Here is a 24,935-nt window from a genome sequence, read left to right as displayed (position 1 = left end):
CTGCCGTCCCGCCCGCCCGGCAGGGTAGCGTCGGTCCTGCCATGGACCTTGCCTACATTCCCAGCCCGTCGACCGGTGTGATCAACCTCGGACCGGTTCCGCTGCGCGGCTATGCCTTCTGCATCATCATCGGTGTCTTCGTTGCCGTCTGGTACGGCAACAAGCGCTGGATCGCCCGGGGCGGCAAAGCCGGCACCGTGGCCGACATCGCCGTCTGGGCGGTGCCCTTCGGCCTCGTCGGCGGCCGGCTCTACCACGTGATCACCGACTACCAGCTGTACTTCAGCGAGGGTGAGAACTGGGTCGACGCCTTCAAGATCTGGGAAGGCGGCCTCGGGATCTGGGGCGCCATCGCGCTCGGCGCGGTGGGCGCCTGGATCGGCTGCCGCCGCCGGGGCATCCCGCTGCCGGCCTACGCGGACGCCATCGCCCCCGGCATCGCCCTGGCCCAGGCCATCGGCCGCTGGGGCAACTGGTTCAACCAGGAGCTGTACGGCAAGCCGACCGACCTGCCGTGGGCCCTGAAGATCAGCGCCGGCGCGAACCGCGAGGCCGGGCTGTACCACCCGACCTTCCTGTACGAGTCGCTGTGGTGCATCGGCGTCGCGCTGCTCGTCGTCTGGGCCGACCGCCGCTTCAAGCTGGGCCACGGGCGGGCCTTCGCCCTCTACGTCGCCGCGTACTGCGCGGGCCGCGGGTGGATCGAGTACATGCGCGTCGACGAGGCGCACCACGTCCTCGGCCTGCGGCTGAACGTCTGGACCGCGATCGTCGTCTTCGTCCTCGCCGTCGCCTACATCGTGATCTCGTCGCGGGTCCGCCCCGGGCGGGAGGAGACCGTGGAGCCCGAGGCGAAGGGCGACAAGGCGTCCGGGACCGCGAAGGACACCGCGGACCCCGACGGCTCCGAGTCCTCCGCGGACGCGAAGGACGGCGACGCCGAGGGCATCGGGACCTCGGCGACCGGGGACGCCACCGGGAACGACGCCGCGACCGGCTCCGACGCCGGGGCCGGGGAGGCCGCGGCGGGCGAGTCCGCCAAGGACGGTGCCGACCACGGGGCGGGAGCGGCCGGCAAGAGCTGACCGCCGGCACGACACGCACAGGGCCGCCCGGCACCGGAAGGCCCCTGCCCCTGCCGTCCGGGCCGGGGGTCTTCGTGTCCGGGGCCCGCCGGTCACGCCCTCGCCGCCAGGGCCAGGACGCGGCGGGCGCCGGTGACCACGGCCGCGTCGACGAAGCGGCCGTCCGGGAGGGCCAGGGCACCCTCCTCCGTCTCCGCCGCCTTGACGACCTCCTCGGCGGCGGCGACCTCGTCGGGCGTCGGGAGGTACGCCTGCTCGATGACGGCGAGCTGGCGCGGGTGGATCGCCGCCCGGCCGAGGAAGCCGAGGGCGCGGCCCCGGGCGCAGTCGGCGGCCAACGTGTCCAGGTCGTGGATGTCGGGGTGCACGGACTGGGCCGGGGGCGGGAGGGCGGCCGCGCGGGCGGCGACCACGACGCGGCCGCGCGGCCAGTCGAGACCGCTGTCGTGGCGCAGCCCCAGGTCGGCGCGGAGGTCCGCCTCGCCGAGGGCGATGCCGTGGACGGCCGGGTGGGCCGAGGCGATGGCGTAGGCGTGCTCGACGGCCAGCGCGCTCTCCAGGAGCGGGAAGAGCGGAACGCCGGGGGCCGCTTCGGCGATCCGGTGGATGTCAGTGGCGTGTGTCACCTTGGGAACACGGAAACCGCCGAGGCCGGGGAGGGAGGCCAGCGGAGCGATGTCCCGTGGGGTGTGGATGCGGACATGGATCGGTACGGGATGGGGGTCGGAGAGCAGATCGACGGTGGCGGCCAGGGCGTATGCCCTGCGGTCCGGGGCCACCGCGTCCTCCAGATCGACGATGACCACGTCGGCGCCGGAGGCCAGGGCCTTGCGGACGACGGCGGGGCGGTCGCCGGGGGCGTACAGCCAGGTGAGGGGGAGGGTCATACGGCCCCCTCGGCGCGCAGCGCGCTGATCTCGGCGGGGGAGAGGCCCAGCTCCGCGAGCACGTCGGCGGTGTCGGCGCCGTGCGGCCGGCCGGCCCAGCGGATCGCGCCGGGGGTGTCGGAGAGCCGGAAGAGGACGTTCTGCATGCGGATCGGGCCCAGCTCGGGGTCGGGCACCTCGGTGACGGTGTCCAGGGCGCGGTACTGCGGATCGGCCATCACGTCCCGGATGTCGTAGACGGGCGCGATCGCCGCCTCGGCCTTCTCGAAGGCGGTCATGGCCTCCTCACGCGTGTGGCGGGCGATCCAGGTGCCGACGGCGTCGTCCAGGACGTCCGCGTGGTCGGCGCGGCCGGCGCCGTCGGCGAACCACGGCTCGTCGATCAGTTCAGGGCGGCCCACCAGGCGCAGGACGCGCTCGGCGATCGACTGGGCGGAGGTCGAGACGGCGACCCAGGAGCCGTCGGAGGTGCGGTAGGTGTTGCGGGGGGCGTTGTTGCGGGAGCGGTTGCCGGTGCGCGGCTGGACATAGCCGAGCTGGTCGTACCAGAGGGGGTGCGGTCCGATGACGGAGAGGATCGGTTCGATGATCGCCATGTCGACGACCTGGCCACGGCCGGTGGCCGTCCTGGCCGTGATCGCGGTCATCACCGCGTACGCCGTCGCGAGGGCGGCGATCGAGTCGGCGAGGCCGAAGGGGGGAAGGGTGGGCGGGCCGTCCGGCTCGCCGGTGATGGAGGCGAAGCCGCTCATCGCCTCGGCGAGGGTCCCGAAGCCGGGGCGGTGGGAGTACGGGCCGAACTGCCCGAAGCCGGTGACGCGGGTCAGGACCAGGCTGGGGTTGACGGCAGACAGCTCCTCCCAGCCCAGACCCCAGCGTTCCAGGGTGCCGGGGCGGAAGTTCTCCACGATCACGTCGGCGTCGGCGGCCAGGCGCAGCAGGGTGTCCCGGCCGCCGGGGGCGGACAGGTCGAGGGTCATGGTCCGCTTGTTGCGGCCGAGGACCTTCCACCACAGGCCGACCCCGTCCTTGGCCGGACCGTGGCCACGGGACGGATCGGGCTTGCGCGGGTGCTCGATCTTCACGACGTCGGCGCCGAAGTCGCCGAGCATCATCGCGGCCAGGGGCCCGGCGAAGAGGGTGGCGAGATCGAGGACGCGCAGACCGTGGAGGGGGGCGGCCCGCTCGGGGGAGGGCGGCGAGGGCCTCATACGGCGTCGACCTCCCGTCCGCTGAGGGAGCCGTGGGCGGTGTCGATCTCGGAGCGGTACGGCATCGAGGAGGAGGCGCCCTCGCGCTGGACGGAGAGCGCGGCGGCGGTCGACGCCCAGGCCAGCGCCTCGGGGACGGGGCGGCCCTCGCCGAGGGCGACCGCGAGCGCGCCGACGAAGGTGTCGCCGGCGGCGGTGGTGTCCACGGCCCGGACGCGGGGGGCGGGGACGGTGACCGGTTCGCCGCCCCGGGCGAGGTAGAGGCTGCCGGCGGAGCCGAGGGTGATGACGACCTCGGGCACGTCCCGGAGCAGCGCCGCGGCGGCGGCGTGCGGGTCGGCGATGCCGGTGAGCGCGGCGGCCTCGTGCTCGTTGGGCACCAAGAGGTCGGTGACGGCGAGGAGTTCGGACGGGAGGGGCTGGGCGGGGGCGGGCGTGAGGACGGTGCGGACGCCGAGGCGGCGGGCGGTGGCGGCGCCCTCGGTGACGACGGAGAGGGGGAGTTCGAGCTGGAGGAGGAGGGTGTCGGCGGTGGCGATCAGGGCCTCGTCGCCGTGGTCGAGGGAGGTCACGGTGCCGTTGGCGCCGGGGACGACGACGATCGCGTTGCCGCCCTCGTCGTCGACGACGATGTGGGCCGTGCCCGAGGGGCCCTCGGAGGTGCGCAGCAGGTCGGTCTCGACCCCGGCCCCCTCCAGCGCGGCCCGGAGGCGGGTGCCGAAGTCGTCGGCGCCGACCGCCCCGATGATCGCCACCTCGGCGCCGGCCCGGGCGGCGGCGACGGCCTGGTTGGCGCCCTTGCCGCCGGGGATGGTGCGGAACTCCCGGCCGGTGACGGTCTCTCCGCGTGCGGGGGCCCGGGACACGAAGGCGACGAGGTCCATGTTGGTGCTGCCGAGCACCACGATGCCGGTCATGGGTGTACTGCCTCCAGGAGTGTCAGTTCGGCCAGGGTGTCGAAGCCGATGCCGTCGAAGGACGGGACCGAGGTCGACAGTCGGTTCTTGAGGGGGGAGGTCCAGCGGTCGGGCAGCCGGTCGGGGTGGCCGGCGAGGAGGCCGGCGACCGATCCGGCGGTGGCGCCGTTGGAGTCGGTGTCCCAGCCGCCGGAGACCGCCGCGCAGACAGAGCGGGAGAAGTCGCCGTCCGCGTGGGTGAGCGCGGCGGCGAGCAGGGCGGCGTTGGGGACGGCATGGACCCAGTGATACCCGCCGAGGACGGAGTGGAGCCGGTCCACGACGGCATCGAAGTCCTCGGTCGTGCGCGCGGCGTCGATGCCGAGGCGGACGGCCTCGGCCAGGCGGGAGCGGGGAGGGATCACGGTGAGGCCGGAGGCCAGCGCCCGGTGGACGTCGGCGGTGCCGGTCGCGGCGGTGGCGAGGACGGCGGCGACGAACATGGCGCCGTAGACGCCGTTGGCGGTGTGGGTGAGCGCCGCGTCCCGGTGCGCCTGCGCGGCGGCGGCGACCGGGTCACCCGGGTGGGTCCAGCCGTGGACGTCCGCCCGGATCTGGGCGCCGATCCACTCGCGGAAGGGGTTGCGGCGGACGGCGGTGAGCGGGGGTTCGACACCGTCGAGGAGATTGCGGTAGGCGACGCGCTCGGCCGTGAAGGTGCGGCCGGCGGGCAGTTCGTCCAGCCAGAGGCGGGCGACGTCGGCGGTGGTGAAGTCGCGGCCGTACCGCTGGAGGAGCAGCAGATCGAGGAGGGGGTAGTTGAGGTCGTCGTCCTCGGGCATGCCGTCGATGTTCTCGGCGAGCGAGGTGGGTGCGGAACGGCGGTTCCAGGGGTGGGCGGCGAGCAGCTCGGGCGGCACGCCCTTGGCGGTGAACCACGAGGAGAGGGGCCAGTTGCCGGTGGCGCGGGCGAGGGCGCGGATGGCGGGGAGGGGCAGCTTCTCGACGGGCTTGCCGAGCAGACACCCAGCGGCGCGCCCGAGCCAGGCGGCGTGCAGCCGGTCCCGAAGGGAGGAGGACGGCCCCGGGGCCGCCGCAGGAGCCGGAGCCGGAGCCGGAGCCGGGGCCGGGGCCGGGCCGGGCTCCGGCGGCGGGGAGGCGCCGGGCGCGCTCGCGGCGGCCTGGATGGCGCCGAGCGAGGTGGGTTCCAGCGGCGCCAGGGGGGAGGGCAGGGCGGCCAGTTCGTCGAGGAGGCGTTCCGCCAGCGGGCGGAGGTCGGGGCGCGGGGTCGGGGACGCGCCCGCCAGGGGAGGCGCCGGCCGGCCGCCCGCCGCCTGCCAGCGAGCGGCGACCGCGGAGGCGTCGCGGCCGTCCTCCGCCGCCTGGCGCAGTTCGTGGCCGACCAGGTCCTCCGGCTGCACCCAGGTCACGCGGAGGTTCATCGGTCCGCGCTCGTCAGGGCCGCGTACGCCGACTCGTGCGCCCGGCGGCGGGCGGTGTCCCGCTCGAACACCTCCCGTGCGACCGTGCTCAGCGCCGCGGCCGGGGCGTGCAGGTCCAGCCGGCTCGCCTCGGCGACCTGCTTCGACCAGTCGGAGGGGACGGCGGCCTCGCCGCGCAGCGCGCCCACGATCGCCCCCGCCATCGTCGCGATCGAGTCGCAGTCACGGCCGTAGTTGACCGAGCCCAGGACCGTACGCCGGTAGTCGCCCTCGCCCACCAGCAGCATCCCCAGGGCGACGGGCAGCTCCTCGATCGCGTGCAGCCGCGAGGGCCGGCGGGCGCCCAGGGAGGGGGCGCGGTAGTCCGGGCCCACCGAGTCGAACGGTGCCACCGCCGCCCGCAGCGGCTCCAGCGCCGACTCGAAGTCCGTGTGCCGGGCGGCCACTTCGGCGACGGCCTCGATCGCCGCGCGGGTGCCGTCCTTCGCCAGGCGGAGCGCCGTGTCCACCACCGACCCGGGCGTGGCGGACGGCACGCAGGCGGCGGCCACCGCCGCGGCGAACACCCCCGCCGCCTCCCTGCCGTACGAGGACTGGTGCGCGCCCGCGACGTCCAGCGCCTCGGCGTACGCGGCCTCCGGGTTCGCCGCGTTGACCAGGCCCACCGGCGCCATGTACATCGCCGCACCGCAGTTGACGATGTTGCCGTTGCCGGCCTCGCGCGGGTCGGCGTGGCCGTAGTGCAGACGGGTCACGATCCACTTCTCGGCGAGGAAGATCCGCTGGAGGGGGAGGGCTTCGGCCTCCAGCTCCGGGATCCAGACGGGACGCGCCGTGAGTTCGGGTACCAGATGGTCCGCCACGGCGTACGCGTCGAGGTGGTCGCGCACCGTCTCGTACACCCTGATGAGGGCGTGGGTCATCAAGGTGTCGTCGGTGACGTGCCCGTCGCCCTTGTGGTACGGCGCGATGGGGCGGGCCGTGCGCCAGGAGTCGCCGTTCCAGGGGCCGACGATGCCGGTGATCCGGCCGCCGTGGCGTTCCAGGATCTGGGTCGGGGTGTAGCCCTCGACGGGGCCGCCGAGGGCGTCGCCCACGGCGGCGCCGACGAGGCTGCCGGTGATCCGGTCATCCAGTGTGGGGGTCATGTCGGAATTGTCCACCCGGTGTGGCCGGTTCCGTGTCTCCCAGCCGCTCGGCGAGTTCGACCAGGTCCGTGCCCGCGAGGCGGGGCAGGGCGCAGCCCGCGAGGGTGCGGCAGGCGTCGCGCCAGGTGGCGGGGACGGAGTCGCCGCCCCCGAGCGCCCCGGTGAGCGCGCCGGCCAGTGCGGGAGCGGAGTCGGCGACGCGGGAGAGGCAGGCGGCGGCGGGGACGGCCGCGGCCGTCCGGCCGCGCGCGGCGAGCGCCAGGGCGAGGGCGACGGGGACGGTCTCGGCGGCGGCGATGCCGTAGCTGTAGACGTGGTCGACGATCTGGTGCTCCAGGAGGGGGACCAATTCGAAGGCGTCGGCCGCGTCCTGGGCCATCTTCACGGCCTGCCGGGCGTTGCGCCCGATCTCGGTGGCGGGCGGGAGCTGGGCGAGCGCGGCCGCCACGGCGTCGTCGACGGTCGCCCCGCCGAGGGCCGCGGCGACGGCCGCCGCCATCGCGCGGGCGCCGTGGACGCCGTCGCCGTCCTGGGTGTACCGGGCGTCGAACTCGGCGAGTTCGGCCGCGGCGACCGGGTTGCCCGGGTGGACGACGGCCAGCACGACGGCGCGGACGCAGGCGGCGTCGTCGAAGTAGTGGGGGTTGTCGTGGCCGGTGGCGGGCGGGCGCAGACCGGTGGCGAGATTGCCGAGACCGGCGCGGACCGAGATCCGGGCGCGCAGGGGCAGTACGGCGGACTCCACCTCGGGGGCGCGGTCGGCGGCGGCGGCGACCTGGCCGGCGAGCGAGTTCCAGGCCAGGTCGACGGCGGCCCGGAGGCGGCGCTCGGGGGCGAGGGAGGAGAAGAGGGGGCCCGCGGCGGCGAGGACGGCCTCGGCGGTGAAGACGGCCCATTCGGCGTCGTCGGAAGGGCCGAGACGCAGCGGCTCGGGCGGCTGGTTCAGGGCGATGGGGACGGGCAGGGTGGTGGTGGCGTTCTGCTCGGCGAACGTGTCGAGTTCGCGGGTGAGCCGGCGGGTCCACTCCGGCATCCGGGCGGCCCGGTGCCGCGCCGCGGGCCACCCGGCGGCGTCCCCCGCGGCGAGCCCGAGGAGCAGCCCCTCGACCCGTGAGACGGAGACCCGCGGGGCCCGGACGCCTGCCTCGCCTGCCCGCCCGGCCCGGACATCCGGCCCGCGGCCCGGTCCGGTCAGGACACCCGCCTCGGTCGTCGGCTGGACCCGGAGCTCCGGGGTGGTAGCCGGTCCGGTCAGGACACCCGCCTCGCCCGCCAGGACGCCTGCCTCGCCGGTCAGGACACCCGCACCCGCCTCGACCGCCTCGACCGCCCCGGCGGGCCGGGTGCCCGGGTCCGGGCCGTCCTCCGGGGCGCGGGGGGCTCCGGACCGGGCCGCGGTGTCCGGGGGCGGGTGCGGGGGCCAGGTGTCGGCCGGGAGGTCGTCGGCGGGGTGATCGTCCGTGGTCGGGGCGGCGCCGGAGCCCCAGGTGCGGTGGGTGGAATCCGTCGTGGTCATGCGGCGTCCTCCTCGTCCGTCGTCAGCAGGTCCGCGATGTCCAGGACGTGGTAGCCCCGCATCGACGGCAGACAGCTCCCCTTCACCGGGCCGATCACGGACCCCCACTCCTCCGGGATCGCCGACGCGCCCGCCGCCGCCCCGGCCAGGGCGCCCGCGACCGCCGCCGTGGTGTCGGCGTCGCGGCCCATGTTGACCGCGGTCAGCACGGCCGTACGGAAGTCGCCCCGCGCCGCCGCGAAGGCGCCGAAGGCGAGGGCGACGGCCTCGGGGGCCAGGTCCGTCCACGGGTAGCCGCCGATGACGACCGCGGAGCGGACCGTGCGCTCCCGGGTCAGGGGATCGGGTTGGATCCGCTGCGCCGCCACCACCGCGCGCCGCATCGAGCGGGCCGTCCAGGAGTCCATCGGGATCACCGAGAGCGCGGCCGCGATGACCGAGGTCACCGACGCGCCCGCCATCGCCGCGGAGACGCCGGCCGCGACCGCCTGGCCGCCGTAGATCCCCTCGCCGTCGTGGCTGACGGTGCCGTCGATGGCGACCAGCCGGGCCGCCTCCGCGGGGCGGCCCGCCGCGAACACCCCGAAGGGGGCCGCCCGCATGGCGAGCCCGTCCGACCAGGCGTGGCGGTGCTGGGCCGAGATGGGGGCGGCGAGCCCCCGCCGCAGGTTCTCCAGGGTGCCCCGCTCGCTGAACCCGGCACCCCGGAAGGGCCCCTCGTCCAGATCGGCGATCCAGTGGTGCCAGGCCCGCTCCACGTGCCGGACGGTAAGGGCCGAGCCGTGCCGGGCGAGCAGCAGTCCGGAGAAGATCGCGTACTCCGTGTCGTCGGTGCCGGCCGGCCGGTCCGTCACGAAACCCTCGATCCGGCCCCAGCGGCGGCGGATCTCCGAGGGACGCAGATTCTCGGCGGGCGCCCCGAGCGCGTCGCCGACCGCGAGGCCGAGCAGCGCCCCTCGGGCGCGCTCGCGCGTGTCACGGGTCGTCGTCCCCGTCTCGGTCCCCATCTCGGTCCCCTTTCGCGGTTCCTGGATCTGTGCCACCGCGGGGGCCCGAAGAGTGCGCGGAATCGTTTCTGTCACCCGCCTGAACCCCGTCACCAAGATCAGGTACGCCTTACTAAGTACGGCCTGCCTTGCTGGCGCGCCCCTTACATCGAGCGTAGTTTCGAGGGTGTTGAGGGGAGGCGGGGTCCGCCCGACCCGCCGGAACGACAGGGGAGAAGCATGTCCATCATCGAGACCGAGGCACCACTTCACGAGGCCCACCGCGACAACCACACGCACCGCGACGTGAACGGCGGATGGCTCCGCCCCGCGGTGTTCGGCGCGATGGACGGACTCGTCTCCAACCTGGCCCTGATGACCGGTGTCGCCGGCGGCGCGGTCTCCCAGCAGACCATCGTCATCACCGGCCTCGCCGGACTGGCGGCCGGCGCCTTCTCCATGGCGGCGGGCGAGTACACCTCCGTCGCCTCCCAGCGCGAGCTGGTCCAGGCCGAGCTGGACGTCGAACGCCGGCAGCTGCGCAAGCACCCCGTCGACGAGATGGAGGAGCTGGCCGCGCTCTACGTCTCCCGGGGCGTCGAGCCCGCGCTCGCCCGCGAGGTGGCGATGCAGCTCTCCCGCGACCCCGAGCAGGCGCTCGAGATCCACGCCCGCGAGGAGCTGGGCATCGACCCCGACGACCTGCCGTCGCCGATGGTCGCCGCCGTGTCGTCGTTCGGTTCGTTCGCGCTCGGCGCCCTGCTCCCCGTCCTGCCGTACCTGCTCGGGGCGACCGCGCTCTGGCCCGCCGTGCTGCTCGCCCTCGTCGGGCTCTTCGGCTGCGGCGCGCTGGTGGCCCGCGTCACGGCCCGCAGCTGGTGGTTCAGCGGGCTGCGCCAGCTCGTCCTCGGCGGAGCCGCCGCGGCCCTGACGTACGGACTCGGCATGCTCTTCGGGGCCGCGCTCTGACGCCACGGCCCGCCAGAACCGCTCCCACCTGCGCGTTCACCCCAGGAAGGCCCTCGCCCTGCGGCGGGGGCCTTCTCCGTGCATGCTTGCTGTGACGTATATCCCCTGGGCCAATCCGCCGGACCAGTGAGACACTATGCACAGCGCGACATATCTAGCCGTTACTCATCGGTTTCGAACACGAAACCGCCGGGCATGAGGCGTAAGCGCCGCGGGCAACGAAGCCCGCTCCGCGACGGGTCGTCGAACCCAGACGAACACCCCGAGACCGACCTGTCCTTCGGTGAACCCACGCCACCGCTCCGTGTCAGCGGTGTCCGCATGCTGGAATGTGCTATCCGCTTCCCGAGAAGCCAGCCATCATGTAACCTGCACGAAATTTCGCGGAGGGCCAACGTCGTCCCTCGGCTGCTGCATATGCCACGACGACGACGGGAGAGCCGATGCGTTCCGACGCCTGGTCGCCCATGGACGGTCGCCCCGCTCCGCAGGGGATGTACGACCCCCGTAACGAACACGACGCCTGTGGTGTCGGGTTCGTGGCCACCCTCACCGGTGTAGCCAGTCACGCACTGGTCGAGCAGGCGCTGACCGTACTGCGCAACCTCGAGCACCGCGGCGCCACCGGCTCCGAGCCCGACTCCGGAGACGGCGCGGGCATCCTGCTCCAGGTCCCGGACGCCTTCCTGCGCGAGGTCACCGACTTCGAGCTGCCCGCCGCCGGCGCCTACGCCGTCGGCATCGCCTTCCTCCCTGCCGACGGCTCCGCACAGGCCGTCTCGCAGATCGAGACGATCGCGTCCGAAGAGGGCCTGGACGTCCTCGGCTGGCGCGAGGTCCCCGTCACCCCCGAGCTGCTCGGCGCCTCCGCCCGCTCCACCATGCCCGTCTTCCGCCAGCTCTTCGTCGCCGACGGCCACAGCACGGACATCGCGCTGGACCGCAAGGCGTTCGTCCTGCGCAAGCGCGCCGAGCGCGAGGCCGGGACCTACTTCCCCTCGCTCTCCGCCCGCACCATCGTCTACAAGGGCATGCTGACCACCGGCCAGCTCGAGCCCTTCTTCCCGGACCTGTCGGACCGCCGCTGCGCCACCGCTGTGGCCCTGGTCCACTCCCGGTTCTCCACCAACACCTTCCCGAGCTGGCCGCTGGCCCACCCGTACCGCTTCGTCGCGCACAACGGCGAGATCAACACGGTCAAGGGCAACCGCAACTGGATGGTGGCCCGCGAGTCCCAGCTCGCCTCCGACCTCTTCGGCGAGGGCAAGCTCGACCGCATCTTCCCGGTCTGCACCCCGGACGCCTCCGACTCCGCCTCCTTCGACGAGGTCCTGGAGCTGCTCCACCTCGGCGGCCGCTCCCTGCCGCACAGCGTCCTGATGATGGTCCCCGAGGCGTGGGAGAACCACGACTCCATGGACCCGGCCCGGCGCGCCTTCTACCAGTACCACTCCACGATGATGGAGCCCTGGGACGGCCCGGCCTGCGTCACCTTCACCGACGGCGTCCAGGTCGGCGCGGTCCTCGACCGCAACGGTCTGCGCCCCGGCCGCTACTGGGTCACCGACGAGGGCCTCGTCGTCCTCTCCTCCGAGGTCGGCGTCCTCGACATCGACCCCGCCAAGGTCGTCCGCAAGGGCCGCCTGCAGCCCGGCAAGATGTTCCTCGTCGACACCGCCGAGCACCGGATCATCGAGGACGACGAGATCAAGGCCGGCCTCGCCGCCGAGCACCCGTACGCCGAATGGCTGGAGACCGGCGAGATCGAGCTCGAGGACCTCCCCGAGCGCGAGCACATCGTCCACACCCACGCCTCGGTCACCCGCCGCCAGCAGACCTTCGGCTACACCGAGGAAGAGCTCCGCATCATCCTCGCCCCGATGGCCCGCACCGGCGGCGAGCCGCTCGGCTCCATGGGCACGGACTCCCCGATCGCGGCCCTCTCCGAGCGCCCCCGGCTGCTCTTCGACTACTTCACCCAGCTCTTCGCGCAGGTCACCAACCCGCCGCTGGACGCCATCCGAGAGGAGCTGGTGACGAGCCTGCTCTCCTCGCTCGGCCCGCAGGGCAACCTGCTGGAGCCGACCTCGGCCTCCTGTCGCAGCGTCACGCTCCCCTTCCCGGTGATCGACAACGACGAGCTGGCCAAGCTCATCCACATCAACGCCGACGGCGACATGCCCGGCATGAAGGCCGCGACCCTCTCCGGCCTGTACCGGGTCTCCGGCGGCGGCGACGCGCTCGCCGCCCGCATCGAGGAGATCTGCGCCGAGACCGACGCGGCGATCGAGGGCGGCGCCCACCTGCTCGTCCTCTCCGACCGGCACTCCGACGCCGAGCACGCGCCGATCCCGTCGCTGCTGCTCACCGCGGCCGTCCACCACCACCTCATCCGCACCAAGCGGCGCACCCAGGTGGGCCTGCTGGTCGAGGCCGGCGACGTCCGCGAGGTCCACCACGTGGCCCTCCTCATCGGCTACGGCGCCGCCGCCGTCAACCCCTACCTCGCGATGGAATCCGTCGAGGACCTGGTCCGCGCCGGCACCTTCATCGAGGGCCTGGAGCCCGAGCAGGCCATCCGCAACCTGATCTACGCCCTCGGCAAGGGCGTCCTGAAGGTCATGTCCAAGATGGGCATCTCGACCGTCGCCTCCTACCGCGGCGCCCAGGTCTTCGAGGCCGTCGGCCTCGACACCGCCTTCGTCGAGAAGTACTTCAACGGCACCGCCACCAAGATCGGCGGCGCCGGCCTCGACGTCGTCGCCAAGGAGGTCGCCGCCCGCCACGCCAAGGCGTACCCCGCCTCCGGCGTCCCCTCCGCGCACCGCGCGCTGGAGATCGGCGGCGAGTACCAGTGGCGCCGCGAGGGCGAGCCGCACCTCTTCGACCCCGAGACCGTCTTCCGCCTGCAGCACGCCACGCGCAACAAGCGGTACGACATCTTCAAGAAGTACACGGACCGGGTCAACGAGCAGTCCGAGCGCCTGATGACGCTCCGCGGCCTGTTCGGCCTCACCGCCGACCGCCCCTCGATCCCGATCGAGGAGGTCGAGCCGGCGAGCGAGATCGTCAAGCGGTTCTCCACCGGCGCCATGTCCTACGGCTCCATCTCCCGCGAGGCGCACGAGACCCTCGCCATCGCCATGAACCAGCTGGGCGGCAAGTCCAACACCGGTGAGGGCGGCGAGGACCCGGAGCGCCTGTACGACCCGGCGCGCCGCTCCTCCATCAAGCAGGTCGCCTCCGGCCGCTTCGGCGTCACCAGCGAGTACCTGGTCAACGCCGACGACATCCAGATCAAGATGGCGCAGGGCGCCAAGCCCGGCGAGGGCGGCCAGCTGCCCGGCCACAAGGTCTACCCGTGGGTCGCCAAGACGCGTCACTCGACGCCCGGCGTCGGCCTCATCTCACCGCCGCCGCACCACGACATCTACTCCATCGAAGACCTGGCCCAGCTGATCCACGACCTGAAGAACGCGAACCCGCAGGCGCGGATCCACGTGAAGCTGGTCTCCGAGGTCGGTGTCGGCACGGTCGCCGCGGGCGTCTCCAAGGCCCACGCGGACGTCGTCCTCATCTCCGGCCACGACGGCGGCACGGGCGCCTCCCCGCTCACCTCGCTCAAGCACGCGGGCGGACCCTGGGAGCTCGGCCTCGCCGAGACCCAGCAGACCCTGCTGCTCAACGGCCTGCGCGACCGGATCGTCGTCCAGACCGACGGCCAGCTCAAGACCGGCCGGGACGTGGTCATCGCCGCGCTCCTCGGCGCCGAGGAGTTCGGTTTCGCCACCGCGCCGCTCGTCGTCTCCGGCTGCGTCATGATGCGCGTCTGCCACCTGGACACTTGCCCGGTCGGCATCGCCACCCAGAACCCGGTCCTGCGGGACCGCTTCTCCGGCAAGGCCGAGTACGTCGTCAACTTCTTCGAGTTCATCGCCGAAGAGGTCCGCGAACTCCTCGCCGAGCTGGGCTTCCGTACCCTCGAAGAGGCCGTCGGCCACGCCGAGCTGCTCGACACCAGCCGCGCCGTCACGCACTGGAAGGCGCAGGGCCTCGACCTGGCCCCGCTCTTCCACGTGCCCGAGCTGCCCGATGGCGCGGTCCGCCACGCCCAGGTCGCGCAGGACCACGGTCTGGAGAAGGCCCTCGACAACGAGCTGATCGAGCTCGCCGCCGAGGCGCTGGGCGCCCGCTCCGCCGAGGAGGCGCAGCCCGTCCGGGCGCAGGTCGCCATCCGCAACATCAACCGCACGGTCGGCACCATGCTCGGCCACGAGGTGACGAAGAAGTTCGGCGGCGCCGGCCTGCCCGCCGACACCATCGACATCACCTTCACCGGCTCCGCCGGCCAGTCGTTCGGCGCCTTCCTGCCGAGCGGAGTCACGCTCCGCCTGGAGGGCGACGCCAACGACTACGTCGGCAAGGGCCTCTCCGGCGGCCGCGTCGTCGTCCGCCCGGACCGCGGCGCCGACCACCTGGCCGAGTACTCCACCATCGCCGGCAACACCATCGCCTACGGCGCCACCGGCGGCGAGCTGTTCCTGCGCGGCCGCACCGGCGAGCGCTTCTGCGTCCGCAACTCCGGCGCGCTGGTCGTCTCGGAGGGCGTGGGCGACCACGGCTGCGAGTACATGACCGGCGGCACCGCGGTCGTCCTCGGCGAGACGGGCCGCAACTTCGCGGCCGGCATGTCGGGCGGCGTCGCGTACGTCGTCGACCTCGACCGGGACAACGTCAACTCCGGCAACCTGGCGGCCGTGGAGACCCTGTCGGACACCGACAAGGAGTGGCTGCACGACGTCGTGCGCCGCCACCAGGAGGAGACGGGCTCGACCGTCGCCGAGAAGCTCCTCGCCGACTGGTCCGTGAACGTGGACCGCTTCAGCAAGATCATCCCCACCACGTACAAGGCAGTGCTCGCCGCCAAGGACGCCGCTGAGCTCGCCGGTCTCTCCGAGTCCGAGACCACCGAGAAGATGATGGAGGCGGCGACCCATGGCTGACCCCAAGGGCTTCCTGACCACCGGACGCGAGGTCGCCAAGACCCGCCCGGTGGGCGAGCGAGTCAAGGACTTCAACGAGGTCTACGTCCCCGGCTCCCTGCTGCCGATCATCAGCAAGCAGGCCGGCCGCTGCATGGACTGCGGCATCCCGTTCTGCCACAACGGCTGCCCGCTCGGGAACCTGATCCCCGAGTGGAACGACTACGCCTACCGCGAGGACTGGACCCAGGCCTCCGAGCGGCTGCACGCCACCAACAACTTCCCGGAGTTCACCGGCCGCCTGTGCCCGGCTCCGTGCGAGGCCGCGTGCGTGCTCGGCATCAACCAGCCGGCCGTCACCATCAAGAACGTCGAAGTCTCCATCATCGACAAGGCGTGGGACGGCAACGACGTCAAGCCGCAGGCGCCCGAGCGCCTCTCCGGCAAGACCGTCGCCGTGATCGGCTCGGGCCCGGCGGGCCTCGCCGCCGCCCAGCAGCTGACCCGGGCCGGCCACACGGTCGCCGTCTTCGAACGCGCCGACCGCATCGGCGGACTGCTGCGCTACGGCATCCCCGAGTTCAAGATGGAGAAGCGGCACATCAACCGCCGCATCGAGCAGATGCGCGCGGAGGGCACCAAGTTCCGCACCGGCGTCGAGATCGGCCGCGACATCACCGCGACCGACCTGCGCAAGCGGTACGACGCCGTGGTCATCGCCGCCGGTGCCACCACCGCCCGCGACCTGCCGGTCCCCGGCCGGGAGCTGGCCGGCATCCACCAGGCGATGGAGTACCTGCCGCTCGCCAACAAGGTCGTCGAGGGCGACTTCGTGGCTCCGCCGATCACGGCCGAGGGCAAGCACGTCGTGGTCATCGGCGGCGGCGACACCGGCGCGGACTGCGTGGGCACCGCCCACCGCCAGGGCGCGGCCTCGGTCACCCAGCTGGAGATCATGCCGCGTCCGGGCGAGGAGCGGGCGGCCGGCCAGCCGTGGCCGACGTTCCCCATGCTCTACAAGGTCACCTCGGCGCACGAGGAGGGCGGCGAGCGGGTCTACTCCGTCTCCACCACCCACTTCGAGGGCGACGAGGACGGCAACGTCCAGTTCCTGCACCTGGTCGAGGTCGAGTTCATCGAGGGTAAGCTGACCCAGAAGCCGGGCACGGAGCGCAAGATCCCCGCCCAGCTGGTGACGCTTGCGATGGGCTTCACGGGCACGGACGTCGAGAACGGCATGGTCTCGCAGTTCGGCCTGGAGCTCGACGAGCGCGGCAACGTCGCACGGGACGCGGACTTCGCCACCAACGTCGGTGGTGTGTTCGTGGCCGGTGACGCGGGCCGCGGTCAGTCGCTGATCGTCTGGGCGATCGCCGAGGGCCGCTCGGCGGCGCGCGGAGTCGACCGCTTCCTCACGGGCGCGAGCGACCTCCCGGCCCCGATCCGCCCCACGGACCGGGCCCTGACGGTCTGATCCGGCACCACCCCTGAGACGTCCCGTACAACGACGTGCGGAACTGAGCGCGGCGCCTTCCCGAATGTCCCCGACCGGACGACTGGGCGGGCGCCGCGGCGCGTGCGGGGCGAGGACGGCGTCGTGGAGAGGCCCGGACGACTGGGCGGGCGCCGCGGCGCGTGCGGAAGCGTTTCGGGCCGGGCCGGGGCGCGCCGCGGCGCGTGCGGGGCGGTGTTGTGGAAAGCCCCTCCGGCCGGGTGGTATCCGGTCAGGTGCTGCTGGGGGCGATCCAGGTGGTCAGTGAGGCCGCCGCCACCGCCAGGACGCCCAGCAGGCCCATCCAGCGGGCCCAGTCCGTCATCCGCCGGACCGAGCGGGCGCGGTCCCGTTCGTAGCGGAGGATCTGGACCGCGCCGAGCGGCCGGGTCGCGCCCGGACGCTCGTGGACGGCGGAGACCATCATCCACGAGGCCACGATCAGCAGCAGGAACGCCCCGGCGAGCAGCCCGATCACCGACCACTTCGGCCCGGGCGACAGCTTGCTCAGGTTCTCCTGCCCCTTGAGCACGAAGATCACCGTGAGCAGTCCGGTGAGCGTCGCGAGGAAGTTCCGGTACCCCTCCGCCTGCTGCAGCGCCGCCCGCAACTGCTCCGGCGGGGTCGCCATCGCCCCGGCCCGCGCCTCCGCGTCGCGGAGCTCCTTCGCCGTGAACTCGCTCACCGGGGGAGCCCCTGCGGCGGGAAGGCGATCCAGAACCCGGCGCCGCAGCCCGACTCCACCGCGGCCGGCCGGTTCACGTGCCAGGACGTGCACACGCACTGCGTGTACCACGGGCCGTCGTCGTCATCGGGCCGGTTCCGGCGGCTGAACGGCCCCTTGGACGCGACGTACTGCCCGTACGGCCAGACCTTGGTCATCGGACACCCGCAGGCGGGGCACTCGCCGGTCGCCTCGTACCGTCCCTCGCCGTCGGGGCGGTACTCCCACAGGAAGTGGGTCGAGGCGGCGGTGGGCGGCAGATCGCGGTCGCGGTACGGGACGGTGGAGCTCATGGGCGCGGGCCTCCGGGCGTGGGCAGCTCAAGGGCGAACAGGCGGGCGTAGCGGCGGAGCCGGGAGAGGACCTCGTCCTCCGACGAATCCGTCTCCTCGGCGCAGAGCGCGAGGTGATCCGGGTCGACGGGCCCCTCGAGCGCGGGCGCCCGGCCGGTCAACTGGCGGGTGAGGAGGACGACGTCCTGCCAGTCCGGCGTGATCTCCCGCTCGGCCTCGTCGGGCGCGGGCGTCCGGACGTCGAGCCCCAGACACCGGAACGGCGCGTACCGGTCGTACACCCGCCCCAGCGACCACCCGAACCGCCCGGCCACGAGCACGAGCTCCAGCGGCCCGAGCAGACCGGGCCCGAGGAGCCCGGGGTCGAACGCGGCCAGGTCGAAGAAGTCGGGGACGAAGCCTTCGAGGACTTCGGCGTCGGGGCCGGTGAAGGGGCCGGGGAGAGCGGGGCCGCCGACGCAGCGGAAGGCGGAGACGCGGCGGATGGCGTCGCCGAGGGGGGCGCGGAGGGTTTCGGCGTACGCCAGGAGGTCCGGGGCGGACAGCCGCGTCCGCCACCCGGGGGGCTCGGACGGGCTCTGGTTGGTCAGCCGAGTGACCTCCCAGACCGAGGGGGCCAGTGAGTGGGCCTGCTCGGGCAGTTCGGGCAGCTCCAGCGGGAGGAGGACCACCGATCGGAGCAGTCCGGCGACGATCTCCCCCAGGGTGGTCCTGCGCTGGGCGGCGAGCTCCACCAGCAGGGCGAAGTCGGGGCTGCCGTGGTCGAGGTCCCAGCGGCTCATGTCGAGGAACCACAACGGATAGGCCAGTTCCAGCAGGTCGACGAGGGTCGGGGTGAGGGCGGCGAACTGGGCGACGGCCGCGTCCAGATGCCCGACACCACTCGGGGACAGCACGCCGCAGGCCGCCAGCATGGTGAGGTCGTTCCACAGCTCGTCGGGGGTGGGGCGCTGGTCCTGCTGATATGCCGCCCGGATCAATCGCCAGGGGCCGTATCCGACTTCTGTTTCCGTGTTTCCGCGCGGCCCCGTGCGGATCACGGTGTGCACCCAGGACGGCGCGGTCCAGGACGCGCACTGCGGAGGGACGGCGGGAGCGGACACACCCGTGGCCGGGGCGAGGCGGTCGATGGTCTCCGCCACCTTTCCCAGGGGCAGGTCGCCCCCGGCGCTCCGCTCCAGCAACTGGACCATATGCAAGCGGCCCGAGGCGAGCCAAGGACGGCCACTGGCCGTGTCCATGGACAGCAGCCGTTGCTCGTCACCGGTCAGTGTGCGGTGGTCAAGGGTTTCCTCCGCCGTACCGGGACTCCAGGTGAACCCCAGAGGGGCCAGCGTCTTCAGTTGCTCGTATAGCTTGCGTCGCTGCTGAGGCACGGGCACCAACATCATCAGATCGACGGGGTGCACTTCACCGTCCCGCCAGATCCAGTCATCGCCGGAGAGCCCGAGTTCGCCCCCGTACAGCGGGGAGAGGGCGGCGGCGAGGAGCGTGGCTTCCGTGGTGGTGACTTTCATGTCGAGGCCGGCGGAGCGCAGACCGGCGAAATCGGGCACAGGAACCCCCAAATGGGCCAGACGCTGGATATCGGCCAAGGCCTGCGACGGGGGGATGCCGTGACGAGCGGCGACGGCGAGCAAGGGGGCGTGCGCGGCGGGACGCCCGCTTTTGCTCGTCCTAGCGTCCTCCGCCTTTTGGTAGGCGAGACAGAGATCGACCGTGAGCATGGTGGGCAGAGGCAGATCACGGAGGCGTCGGACGTCCTCCACCGCTGGAACGTCGACACCGGCGATGGCGTAGCGGCGCAGGGCTCTGACCGTCTCCGCCAGAGGTATGCCGGCGAGCGCCGCGGCTCTCAGCGGAGCGACCCACGTACCGTCGGGAAGACCTTTCAGGAAGAGCAGCGCATCCAGTCCCTCGGGGGCGGGGTAGCCGTCGGCGGCGGGCGGCTTCTCCGTCCGGGCCACCAGACCGAGGACGGATCGGCGCCAGCGTCGCAGCAGCGCGCTTTCGAAGGTTCCGTGGCCGGGTGTCGGGTTGAAGGTGGAGGTGCGGCGGAGGACCGGTCCGTCCAGGGGGAGCACGCCGGTCTCGCGGAGCGGCAGACGAGTGGACGCGAGGCTGTACTCGTTGCGCTGCGCGTGGAGCACACCCACCGCATCCGCCGGAAGCGCATCGACCAGACCGACGGCGAGCCGGGGTTCCCTCTCGGCCAGATCCCACAGCCATCGCAGCGAGACCTCGCCGACACCGCCGACCGCTTCCGCCAACGTCGCGAACAGCTCCTCGTCCACCCGCTCCTCGTCGTACGACAGCAGCGAGTTCCGGTCCACACTCGGCACCGGGTGGTGGCGCTCCCGCAGGTTGAAGACGTAGCCGTCGACCCGCGGCGCGTGCGCCACCACCACCCCGTCCAGCAGCAACTGCCCCCGCCCCTGGACGATCCAGCCGTCCGTCCCCGCCTTCACCGGGTCGGCCGGCCAGTCCTCCGTGGCCCGGAGCTTCCCGGGGTGCCAGATCTCGGAGTCGATCTCGTTCCCCTCCCGGTCCAGCTCGACCGCCGTCACCTTGTGGTCGCTCACCCACAGCAGCGACCGCAGGGTCTCCACCAGTGACGGCGGGGCCTCGTCGTCCTGGCTCAGATAGAGGCGGACGAGCGTGCCGCCGCGCTCCGGGGCGGCCGTGGTCGGGGTGATCTGGAGGAGGCCCGAGCCGGACTGGATGGTGGCCTGGAGCGGGGCCTCGGTGCGGGACGGGAGGCCGTGGAGGTCGACGGTGCTCGTGGTGACCACGACCTCCTCGGCCAGCATGAAGTAGCTGAACACGCCGATGCCGAAACGGCTGTTGAAGGGCGTCGGGTCGATGCCGGCGCGGCGCCAGTTGCGGCGCTCCTGGACGAAGTCGGGGTCCTGTTCGTAGCGCTTGCCCGCCCGGGCGAACATCGAGGTCAGCTTCTTGCGGCTCATGCCGGTGCCCGTGTCCAGGCACTCGATGTACGGCCGGTCCTCCGCGTCGTACCCCTGGACGAAGGTGATCTCCGGCGCCCGTTCCGTGGGCGGGCACCGGTCCCGGCGTCGGCCGTACGCGACCCGGAGCTGCCGGTGGCGGCAGGCGTCGAGGGCGTTCTGGTACAGCTCGCGGACGGCCAGCATCTTGTCGCCGTACAGCTGTGTGCCCATCAGCAGCGGGCGGATCTCGTCCTCGGCGAGCCGGAAGCGCTCCAGCGGCTGGGTGTAGCGGTCGTCGAGCGGCCTGAGGAACTCGGTGGTCACCTGGTGCGGGACACCGCGCAGCAGGTCGGGCGCCGCTCTGCGGTCGTCCTTCCAGCTCTGGTGGAGGGCGCGGACGGAGGCGTCGGCGGTGCCGGCCAGCTCCTCCATGGCGGCGTGCAGCGCCGGGTGCGGGCAGGGCAGGTCGACGGCGAGGGCGTACTCCTCGCCGGGCTCCGGAGACCCGTCCCTGCCGACGGTGTCCAGGTCGAAGTCGGCCATCGCGTCGACGACGTCGGCGGGGACGAGGGCGCGGTGGGCGCCGAGGTGGTCGACCAGGACGCTGGACATGCGGCGCGGGTCCGCGGCGAGCAGCGCGGACAGCCACAGGAGGTACGCCAGGTCCCGGCCGCGCCAGGTGTTGCCCCGTACCGCACGGTCGTCGGTCCAGCGCGGGTCCGAGGTGTCGTTGATGCGGGGGCTGCTGCCGGGGGCGACCGTCATGTGGGGCAGCACATGGCGGATCTGCCGGTCGACGCGCTGCCGGGTCTGGTCGGTGGGGACGTGCGGGGCGCCGTCGGCCCCCGCGGCGACCGCCGCGACGACCATGTCGAGGAGGTGGTCGACGGCGCCGTAGTCCCCCGTCCGGTCCCAGAGCCGGTCCCAGTCGGCGATGAAACGGTGCCGCAGCCAGTGGTCGGCGGCGGTGGCGGCCTCGGAGAGCCTGCGCTGCCTCAGCGTCTCGGCCGCCAGGCCGACCTGCGAGTGCGCCCGGCAGACGTCCCGGGCCGCGTCGCACACCCACTGGTCGTGCGGAGTGGTCGCCTTCCGGCCGCGGTCGCCCTCGCGGCGGTCGAGCCGGTCCGGGCGGAGCGCCGCCAGCTCGCTGAGGGCGACGGCGACGACGCCCTCGTGCATCAGCGGCGCGGCGAGCAGCGCCGCCGTCTCGGCGGGGGAGAGCCGCTCGGACCCGGTCAGGGCGGCCTGCTCGACGAGCCGCCCGAGCACGCGGACGACCCGTATCGGGTATTCGGGGTCGTTCCAGGGCGTGGCGAGCGGCGAGTCCGTGCCGATACGGCTCCGGGAAACCTCGCTCGCCAGCTCGCCCAGCCGGTCCTTCACCCGCTCGTGCGCGGCGCTGTCGCCGGCGGTGTGGTTCCAGAGGACGGAGCCGGAGACGACCTCGGTCCAGCGGAGGGTCTCCTGGGAGCCCCGGCACAGCCAGGACGCCGCGGCCTCGTCCTCACGCCCCTTGGGGACCTGGACCTCGACGGTCGGCGGCGGTTCGGTGAGGTGGGCGGTGAGCCGGTCCACCCGGGCCCGGACGAAGGCGACGACCTCACCGAAGGTCTGGGGCGGGTGGTTCGGCGAGAGCGCCTCGGAGAGCGCGAGGCCGAAGTAACTCCCCTTCTCCGGATCGGCGTAGGCCGGCTGGCCGCGTCCGCTGCTGCGCAGCCAGATCACGTCGTCGAAGCCCTCGCCGACCAGGACCGTGCGCTCCCGCTGCGGGGCCGGCCCCGGGACGTCGGTCCGGCAGGTGTCCAGGCAGACCACCACCCGTACTCCCGCGGGCACCTCGTCCAGCAGGTCGTCGGGGGTCGTCTCGATCAGCGTCCTGGTGAGCAGGGAGCCGTCCGCGCGCGGCTTGGCGTCGGCGGGCAGCAGATAGTCCCGGCCGTTGACGGAGACGCCGTGGCAGGAGAGGTAGACGAAGGCGGTGTCGCCCGGCGCGCAGGACCGCAGGAACTCGTCCATGGCCTGCACGATCGAGTTCCGCGTGGGATCGCTCCGCTCGTCCAGGGGGTGGGCGGGGTGCAGGGCGTCCACGGAGTAGCCGGAGCCGGCCAGCGCCGCGCCCACCAGCTGGACGTCCCGGTCGACGCAGTCCAGGGGCCGGTAACGCTCCGAGAGCAGCGGATCCCTGCTCAGGTACGGGGTCTCACGGACGCCGATCAGCAGGGCCCGCCGCCGGCCGGCCGCCCGTCCGCCGGCCGCGTCCACGGCACCGCCCGTCGTCGCGATCACACGCTCCCCCTCGTCACACCGCCACCCCAAGGCCCATGATTCCAGATCCTGTTACTCCCGGTGGCGGTCCGTCGCAAGAGGGCGTCCGCCATCACGTACGCTCGGCGTTCCGTATGCCGTACGCCGTGCCCGTGCCGGACGGGGGGATCCGTACCGCGTGCGGGACGAGGGAGGGGAGCGTCCGTGGCGCTGAGCCTGAGCAAGGTCGAGGAGTCCGCACCCGCGCTGGTGAGTCTGTACAAGACCGCCGGGGTGTCCCTGCGCAAGCACGGGATGAGCGGGCAGCGCGTCGCCGTCTATCTGGTGCTGGACTACTCCGGCTCGATGAAGCCCTACTACCGGGACGGCAGCGTCCAGGCCCTGGCCGACCGGGTGCTGGGGCTCTCGGCGCACCTGGACGACGACGGGCGGGTGCCGGTGGTCTTCTTCTCCACCGACATCGACGCCGAGACCGACATCGCGCTCGCCGACCACCAGGGCCGGGTCGACCGGATCGTCGCCGGCCTCGGCCACATGGGCAAGACGAGCTACCACCTGGCCATGGACGCGGTGATCGACCACTACCTCGACAGCGGCGCCACCGCCCCCGCCCTCGTCGTCTTCCAGACCGACGGCGGGCCGATCAACAAGCTCGCCGCCGAGCGCTATCTGTGCAAGGCGGCGAAGCTGCCGATCTTCTGGCAGTTCATCGGCTTCGGCGACCCGGGCAGCCGGCAGTTCGAGTTCCTGCGCAGACTGGACGAGTTGCCGGTGCCGGAGAAGCGGCCCGTCGACAACGCCGGGTTCTTCCACGCGGGGAAGGACCCGCGCCGGGTCCCGGACGCGGAGCTGTACGACCGGCTCGTGGCCGATTTCCCCGCGTGGCTGTCGGCCGCCAGGGCACAGGCCATCGTGCGCGCCTGACGCGGAGCGCGGGCGCGCCGCCGCCCGGCCGTGACGCCCGCCCCCGCCGAAAACCACTCGCACGCGCGCGTGGACGCGCAGGAGAGTGTCCCCATGAGCTCCCTGGTGCGACATGTGACGATCGACAGTTCCGACGCCTACGCCCTGGCCACGTTCTGGGCCGCGGTGCTCGACTCCCGGGTGTCCGACGAGGACCGGCCGGGCGACGAGGAGGCGCTGGTGGAGACGCCGGGCGCCGGCGTCCTCTTCGTGACGGTGCCCGAAGGGAAGACGGTGAAGAACCGGGTCCACTTCGACCTCCAGCCGCAGGACCGCACCCGCGACGAAGAGGTCGAACGGCTGATCGCGCTGGGCGCCACGCTGGTCGAAGACCACCGGCGCCCCGACGGGAAGGGCTGGGTGACGCTCGCCGACCCGGAGGGCAACGAGTTCTGCGTCGAACGCTCCGCCGCCGAGCGCGAGAAGTAGGCCGTGCCCGCTCGGGGCTCTCACGGAAAACCGGACAGCGGCTGTCGGGTATCCGGTGTTTCCTTGGCCCATGCGAAACCTGGGGAACAGTGAGCCGTCCGCCGCGCCGACCTGGTCGGCCTTCGCCGCCGCCGAGCCCGAACTCGCCGCGACCGTACGGGAGCGATTCGGCCGGTACACCCATCACGTCCTGGCGACCGTGCGGAAGGACGGCTCGCCCCGGCTCACCGGCCTGGAGGTGAACTTCCGTCTCGGCGAGCTCTGGCTGGCGATGATGCCGAACTCGCGCAAGGCACTGGACCTGCGGCGGGACCCGCGCTGCTCGCTCCTGGCAAACCCGGGCGCCGCCGCCGACATGGACGGCGGCGACGTCCGGATCTCCGGGCGGGCGGTCGAGGTCACCGACCCGGAGACCGTCGAGCGGTTCGCCCGGGAGGTGGGGGCCCCGCTGCCGTTCCACCTCTTCCTGATGGAGCCGGCCGAGGTGGTGCGGACGACCGTCGAGGACGACGAGCTGGTGGTGCGGACCTGGTCACCGGGCCGGACGGTACGGACGATCCGGCGCGGCAACGACGACAGCGCACCGCGCCAGGACCCCTGACCGCCACCCGGGCACCCGGTCGCCGGGCCATCCGGCCATCCGGCCATCCGGTCGCCCGGTCGCCGGGCCATCCGGCCATCCGGCCATCCGGTCGCCCG

General features: G+C 73.1%; 17 protein-coding genes. 7 read left to right on the top strand and 10 right to left on the bottom strand.

Translation table 11 applies throughout. The features are described from left to right. Positions 1-41: 41 nt before the first annotated feature. Positions 42-1,085, top strand: coding sequence for a prolipoprotein diacylglyceryl transferase (gene lgt, locus ACFZBD_RS18750; protein WP_391140690.1), 1,044 nt, complete (start codon positions 42-44; stop codon positions 1,083-1,085). Between the two features lie 92 nt (positions 1,086-1,177). Here the strand turns inward: lgt and ACFZBD_RS18745 are convergent, their stop codons facing one another. Genes ACFZBD_RS18745 through ACFZBD_RS18715 form a run of 7 tightly spaced genes read right to left on the bottom strand, consistent with a single transcriptional unit; the run spans position 1,178 to position 9,192 of the window. Then, positions 1,178-1,972, bottom strand: coding sequence for an aldolase/citrate lyase family protein (locus ACFZBD_RS18745; RefSeq protein WP_391140689.1), 795 nt, complete (start codon positions 1,970-1,972; stop codon positions 1,178-1,180). After that, a complete protein-coding gene (locus tag ACFZBD_RS18740) occupies positions 1,969-3,183 on the bottom strand; it encodes a CoA transferase (RefSeq protein ID WP_391140688.1) in 1,215 nt (404 codons plus the stop codon). Before ACFZBD_RS18740 ends, ACFZBD_RS18745 begins: the two co-directional genes overlap by 4 nt. Further along, positions 3,180-4,100, bottom strand: coding sequence for a ribokinase (gene rbsK / locus ACFZBD_RS18735; RefSeq protein WP_391140687.1), 921 nt, complete (start codon positions 4,098-4,100; stop codon positions 3,180-3,182). The genes ACFZBD_RS18740 and rbsK overlap by 4 nt, the downstream gene beginning before the upstream one ends. After that, positions 4,097-5,521 (bottom strand): ADP-ribosylglycohydrolase family protein, encoded by a 1,425-nt coding sequence (locus ACFZBD_RS18730; protein WP_391140686.1) that lies wholly within the window; start codon positions 5,519-5,521, stop codon positions 4,097-4,099. Before ACFZBD_RS18730 ends, rbsK begins: the two co-directional genes overlap by 4 nt. Then, positions 5,518-6,669, bottom strand: a complete 1,152-nt coding sequence (locus ACFZBD_RS18725; protein ID WP_391140685.1) for an ADP-ribosylglycohydrolase family protein — start codon at positions 6,667-6,669, stop codon at positions 5,518-5,520. Before ACFZBD_RS18725 ends, ACFZBD_RS18730 begins: the two co-directional genes overlap by 4 nt. Continuing rightward, positions 6,650-8,185 carry an ADP-ribosylglycohydrolase family protein gene (locus ACFZBD_RS18720; RefSeq protein ID WP_391140684.1) on the bottom strand — a complete coding sequence of 512 codons (1,536 nt, stop codon included), beginning with the start codon at positions 8,183-8,185 and terminating at the stop codon, positions 6,650-6,652. The genes ACFZBD_RS18725 and ACFZBD_RS18720 overlap by 20 nt, the downstream gene beginning before the upstream one ends. Beyond that, positions 8,182-9,192: an ADP-ribosylglycohydrolase family protein gene (locus tag ACFZBD_RS18715; RefSeq protein WP_391140683.1), complete on the bottom strand. Its 1,011-nt coding sequence runs from the start codon at positions 9,190-9,192 to the stop codon at positions 8,182-8,184. Before ACFZBD_RS18715 ends, ACFZBD_RS18720 begins: the two co-directional genes overlap by 4 nt. 219 nt (positions 9,193-9,411) lie before the next feature. Here ACFZBD_RS18715 and ACFZBD_RS18710 point away from each other — a divergent pair, with 219 nt between their 5' ends. The 3 genes from ACFZBD_RS18710 (at position 9,412) to ACFZBD_RS18700 (ending at position 16,596) form a co-directional block, all read left to right on the top strand. Further along, positions 9,412-10,140, top strand: coding sequence for a VIT1/CCC1 transporter family protein (locus ACFZBD_RS18710; protein ID WP_391140682.1), 729 nt, complete (start codon positions 9,412-9,414; stop codon positions 10,138-10,140). A 443-nt stretch (positions 10,141-10,583) separates the two neighbouring features. Next, positions 10,584-15,143 (top strand): glutamate synthase large subunit, encoded by a 4,560-nt coding sequence (gene gltB / locus ACFZBD_RS18705; RefSeq protein WP_391140681.1) that lies wholly within the window; start codon positions 10,584-10,586, stop codon positions 15,141-15,143. Further along, complete coding sequence (locus ACFZBD_RS18700; protein WP_391140680.1) at positions 15,136-16,596, top strand: glutamate synthase small subunit; 1,461 nt, start codon at positions 15,136-15,138, stop codon at positions 16,594-16,596. The genes gltB and ACFZBD_RS18700 overlap by 8 nt, the downstream gene beginning before the upstream one ends. Before the next feature lie 250 nt (positions 16,597-16,846). Here ACFZBD_RS18700 and ACFZBD_RS18695 read toward each other — a convergent pair whose 3' ends face one another. The 3 genes from ACFZBD_RS18695 to ACFZBD_RS18685 are packed head-to-tail and all read right to left on the bottom strand — an operon-like array spanning position 16,847 to position 22,865. Further along, positions 16,847-17,299 carry a hypothetical protein gene (locus tag ACFZBD_RS18695; protein WP_391140679.1) on the bottom strand — a complete coding sequence of 151 codons (453 nt, stop codon included), beginning with the start codon at positions 17,297-17,299 and terminating at the stop codon, positions 16,847-16,849. Further along, a complete protein-coding gene (locus ACFZBD_RS18690) occupies positions 17,296-17,631 on the bottom strand; it encodes a hypothetical protein (RefSeq protein ID WP_391140678.1) in 336 nt (111 codons plus the stop codon). Before ACFZBD_RS18690 ends, ACFZBD_RS18695 begins: the two co-directional genes overlap by 4 nt. Continuing rightward, on the bottom strand, positions 17,628-22,865 hold the full coding sequence (locus tag ACFZBD_RS18685; protein WP_391140677.1) for a caspase family protein: 5,238 nt from the start codon (positions 22,863-22,865) through the stop codon (positions 17,628-17,630). The genes ACFZBD_RS18690 and ACFZBD_RS18685 overlap by 4 nt, the downstream gene beginning before the upstream one ends. 183 nt (positions 22,866-23,048) lie before the next feature. Between ACFZBD_RS18685 and ACFZBD_RS18680 the strand changes: the two genes are divergently transcribed. The 3 genes from ACFZBD_RS18680 (at position 23,049) to ACFZBD_RS18670 (ending at position 24,837) form a co-directional block, all read left to right on the top strand. Then, the gene (locus ACFZBD_RS18680) at positions 23,049-23,768 is read left to right on the top strand and encodes a VWA domain-containing protein (protein ID WP_391140676.1); all 720 of its coding nucleotides are present in this window, start codon (positions 23,049-23,051) and stop codon (positions 23,766-23,768) included. A gap of 93 nt (positions 23,769-23,861) precedes the next feature. Further along, positions 23,862-24,236: a VOC family protein gene (locus ACFZBD_RS18675; RefSeq protein WP_391140675.1), complete on the top strand. Its 375-nt coding sequence runs from the start codon at positions 23,862-23,864 to the stop codon at positions 24,234-24,236. Between the two features lie 70 nt (positions 24,237-24,306). Beyond that, positions 24,307-24,837 (top strand): pyridoxamine 5'-phosphate oxidase family protein, encoded by a 531-nt coding sequence (locus tag ACFZBD_RS18670; protein ID WP_391140674.1) that lies wholly within the window; start codon positions 24,307-24,309, stop codon positions 24,835-24,837. Positions 24,838-24,935 lie beyond the last annotated feature (98 nt).

Origin of the sequence: Streptomyces sp. NPDC008121 (assembly GCF_042957155.1) — a bacterium.
GTDB lineage: Bacteria > Actinomycetota > Actinomycetes > Streptomycetales > Streptomycetaceae > Streptomyces.
This window is presented reverse-complemented; position numbering and strand designations above follow the sequence as displayed.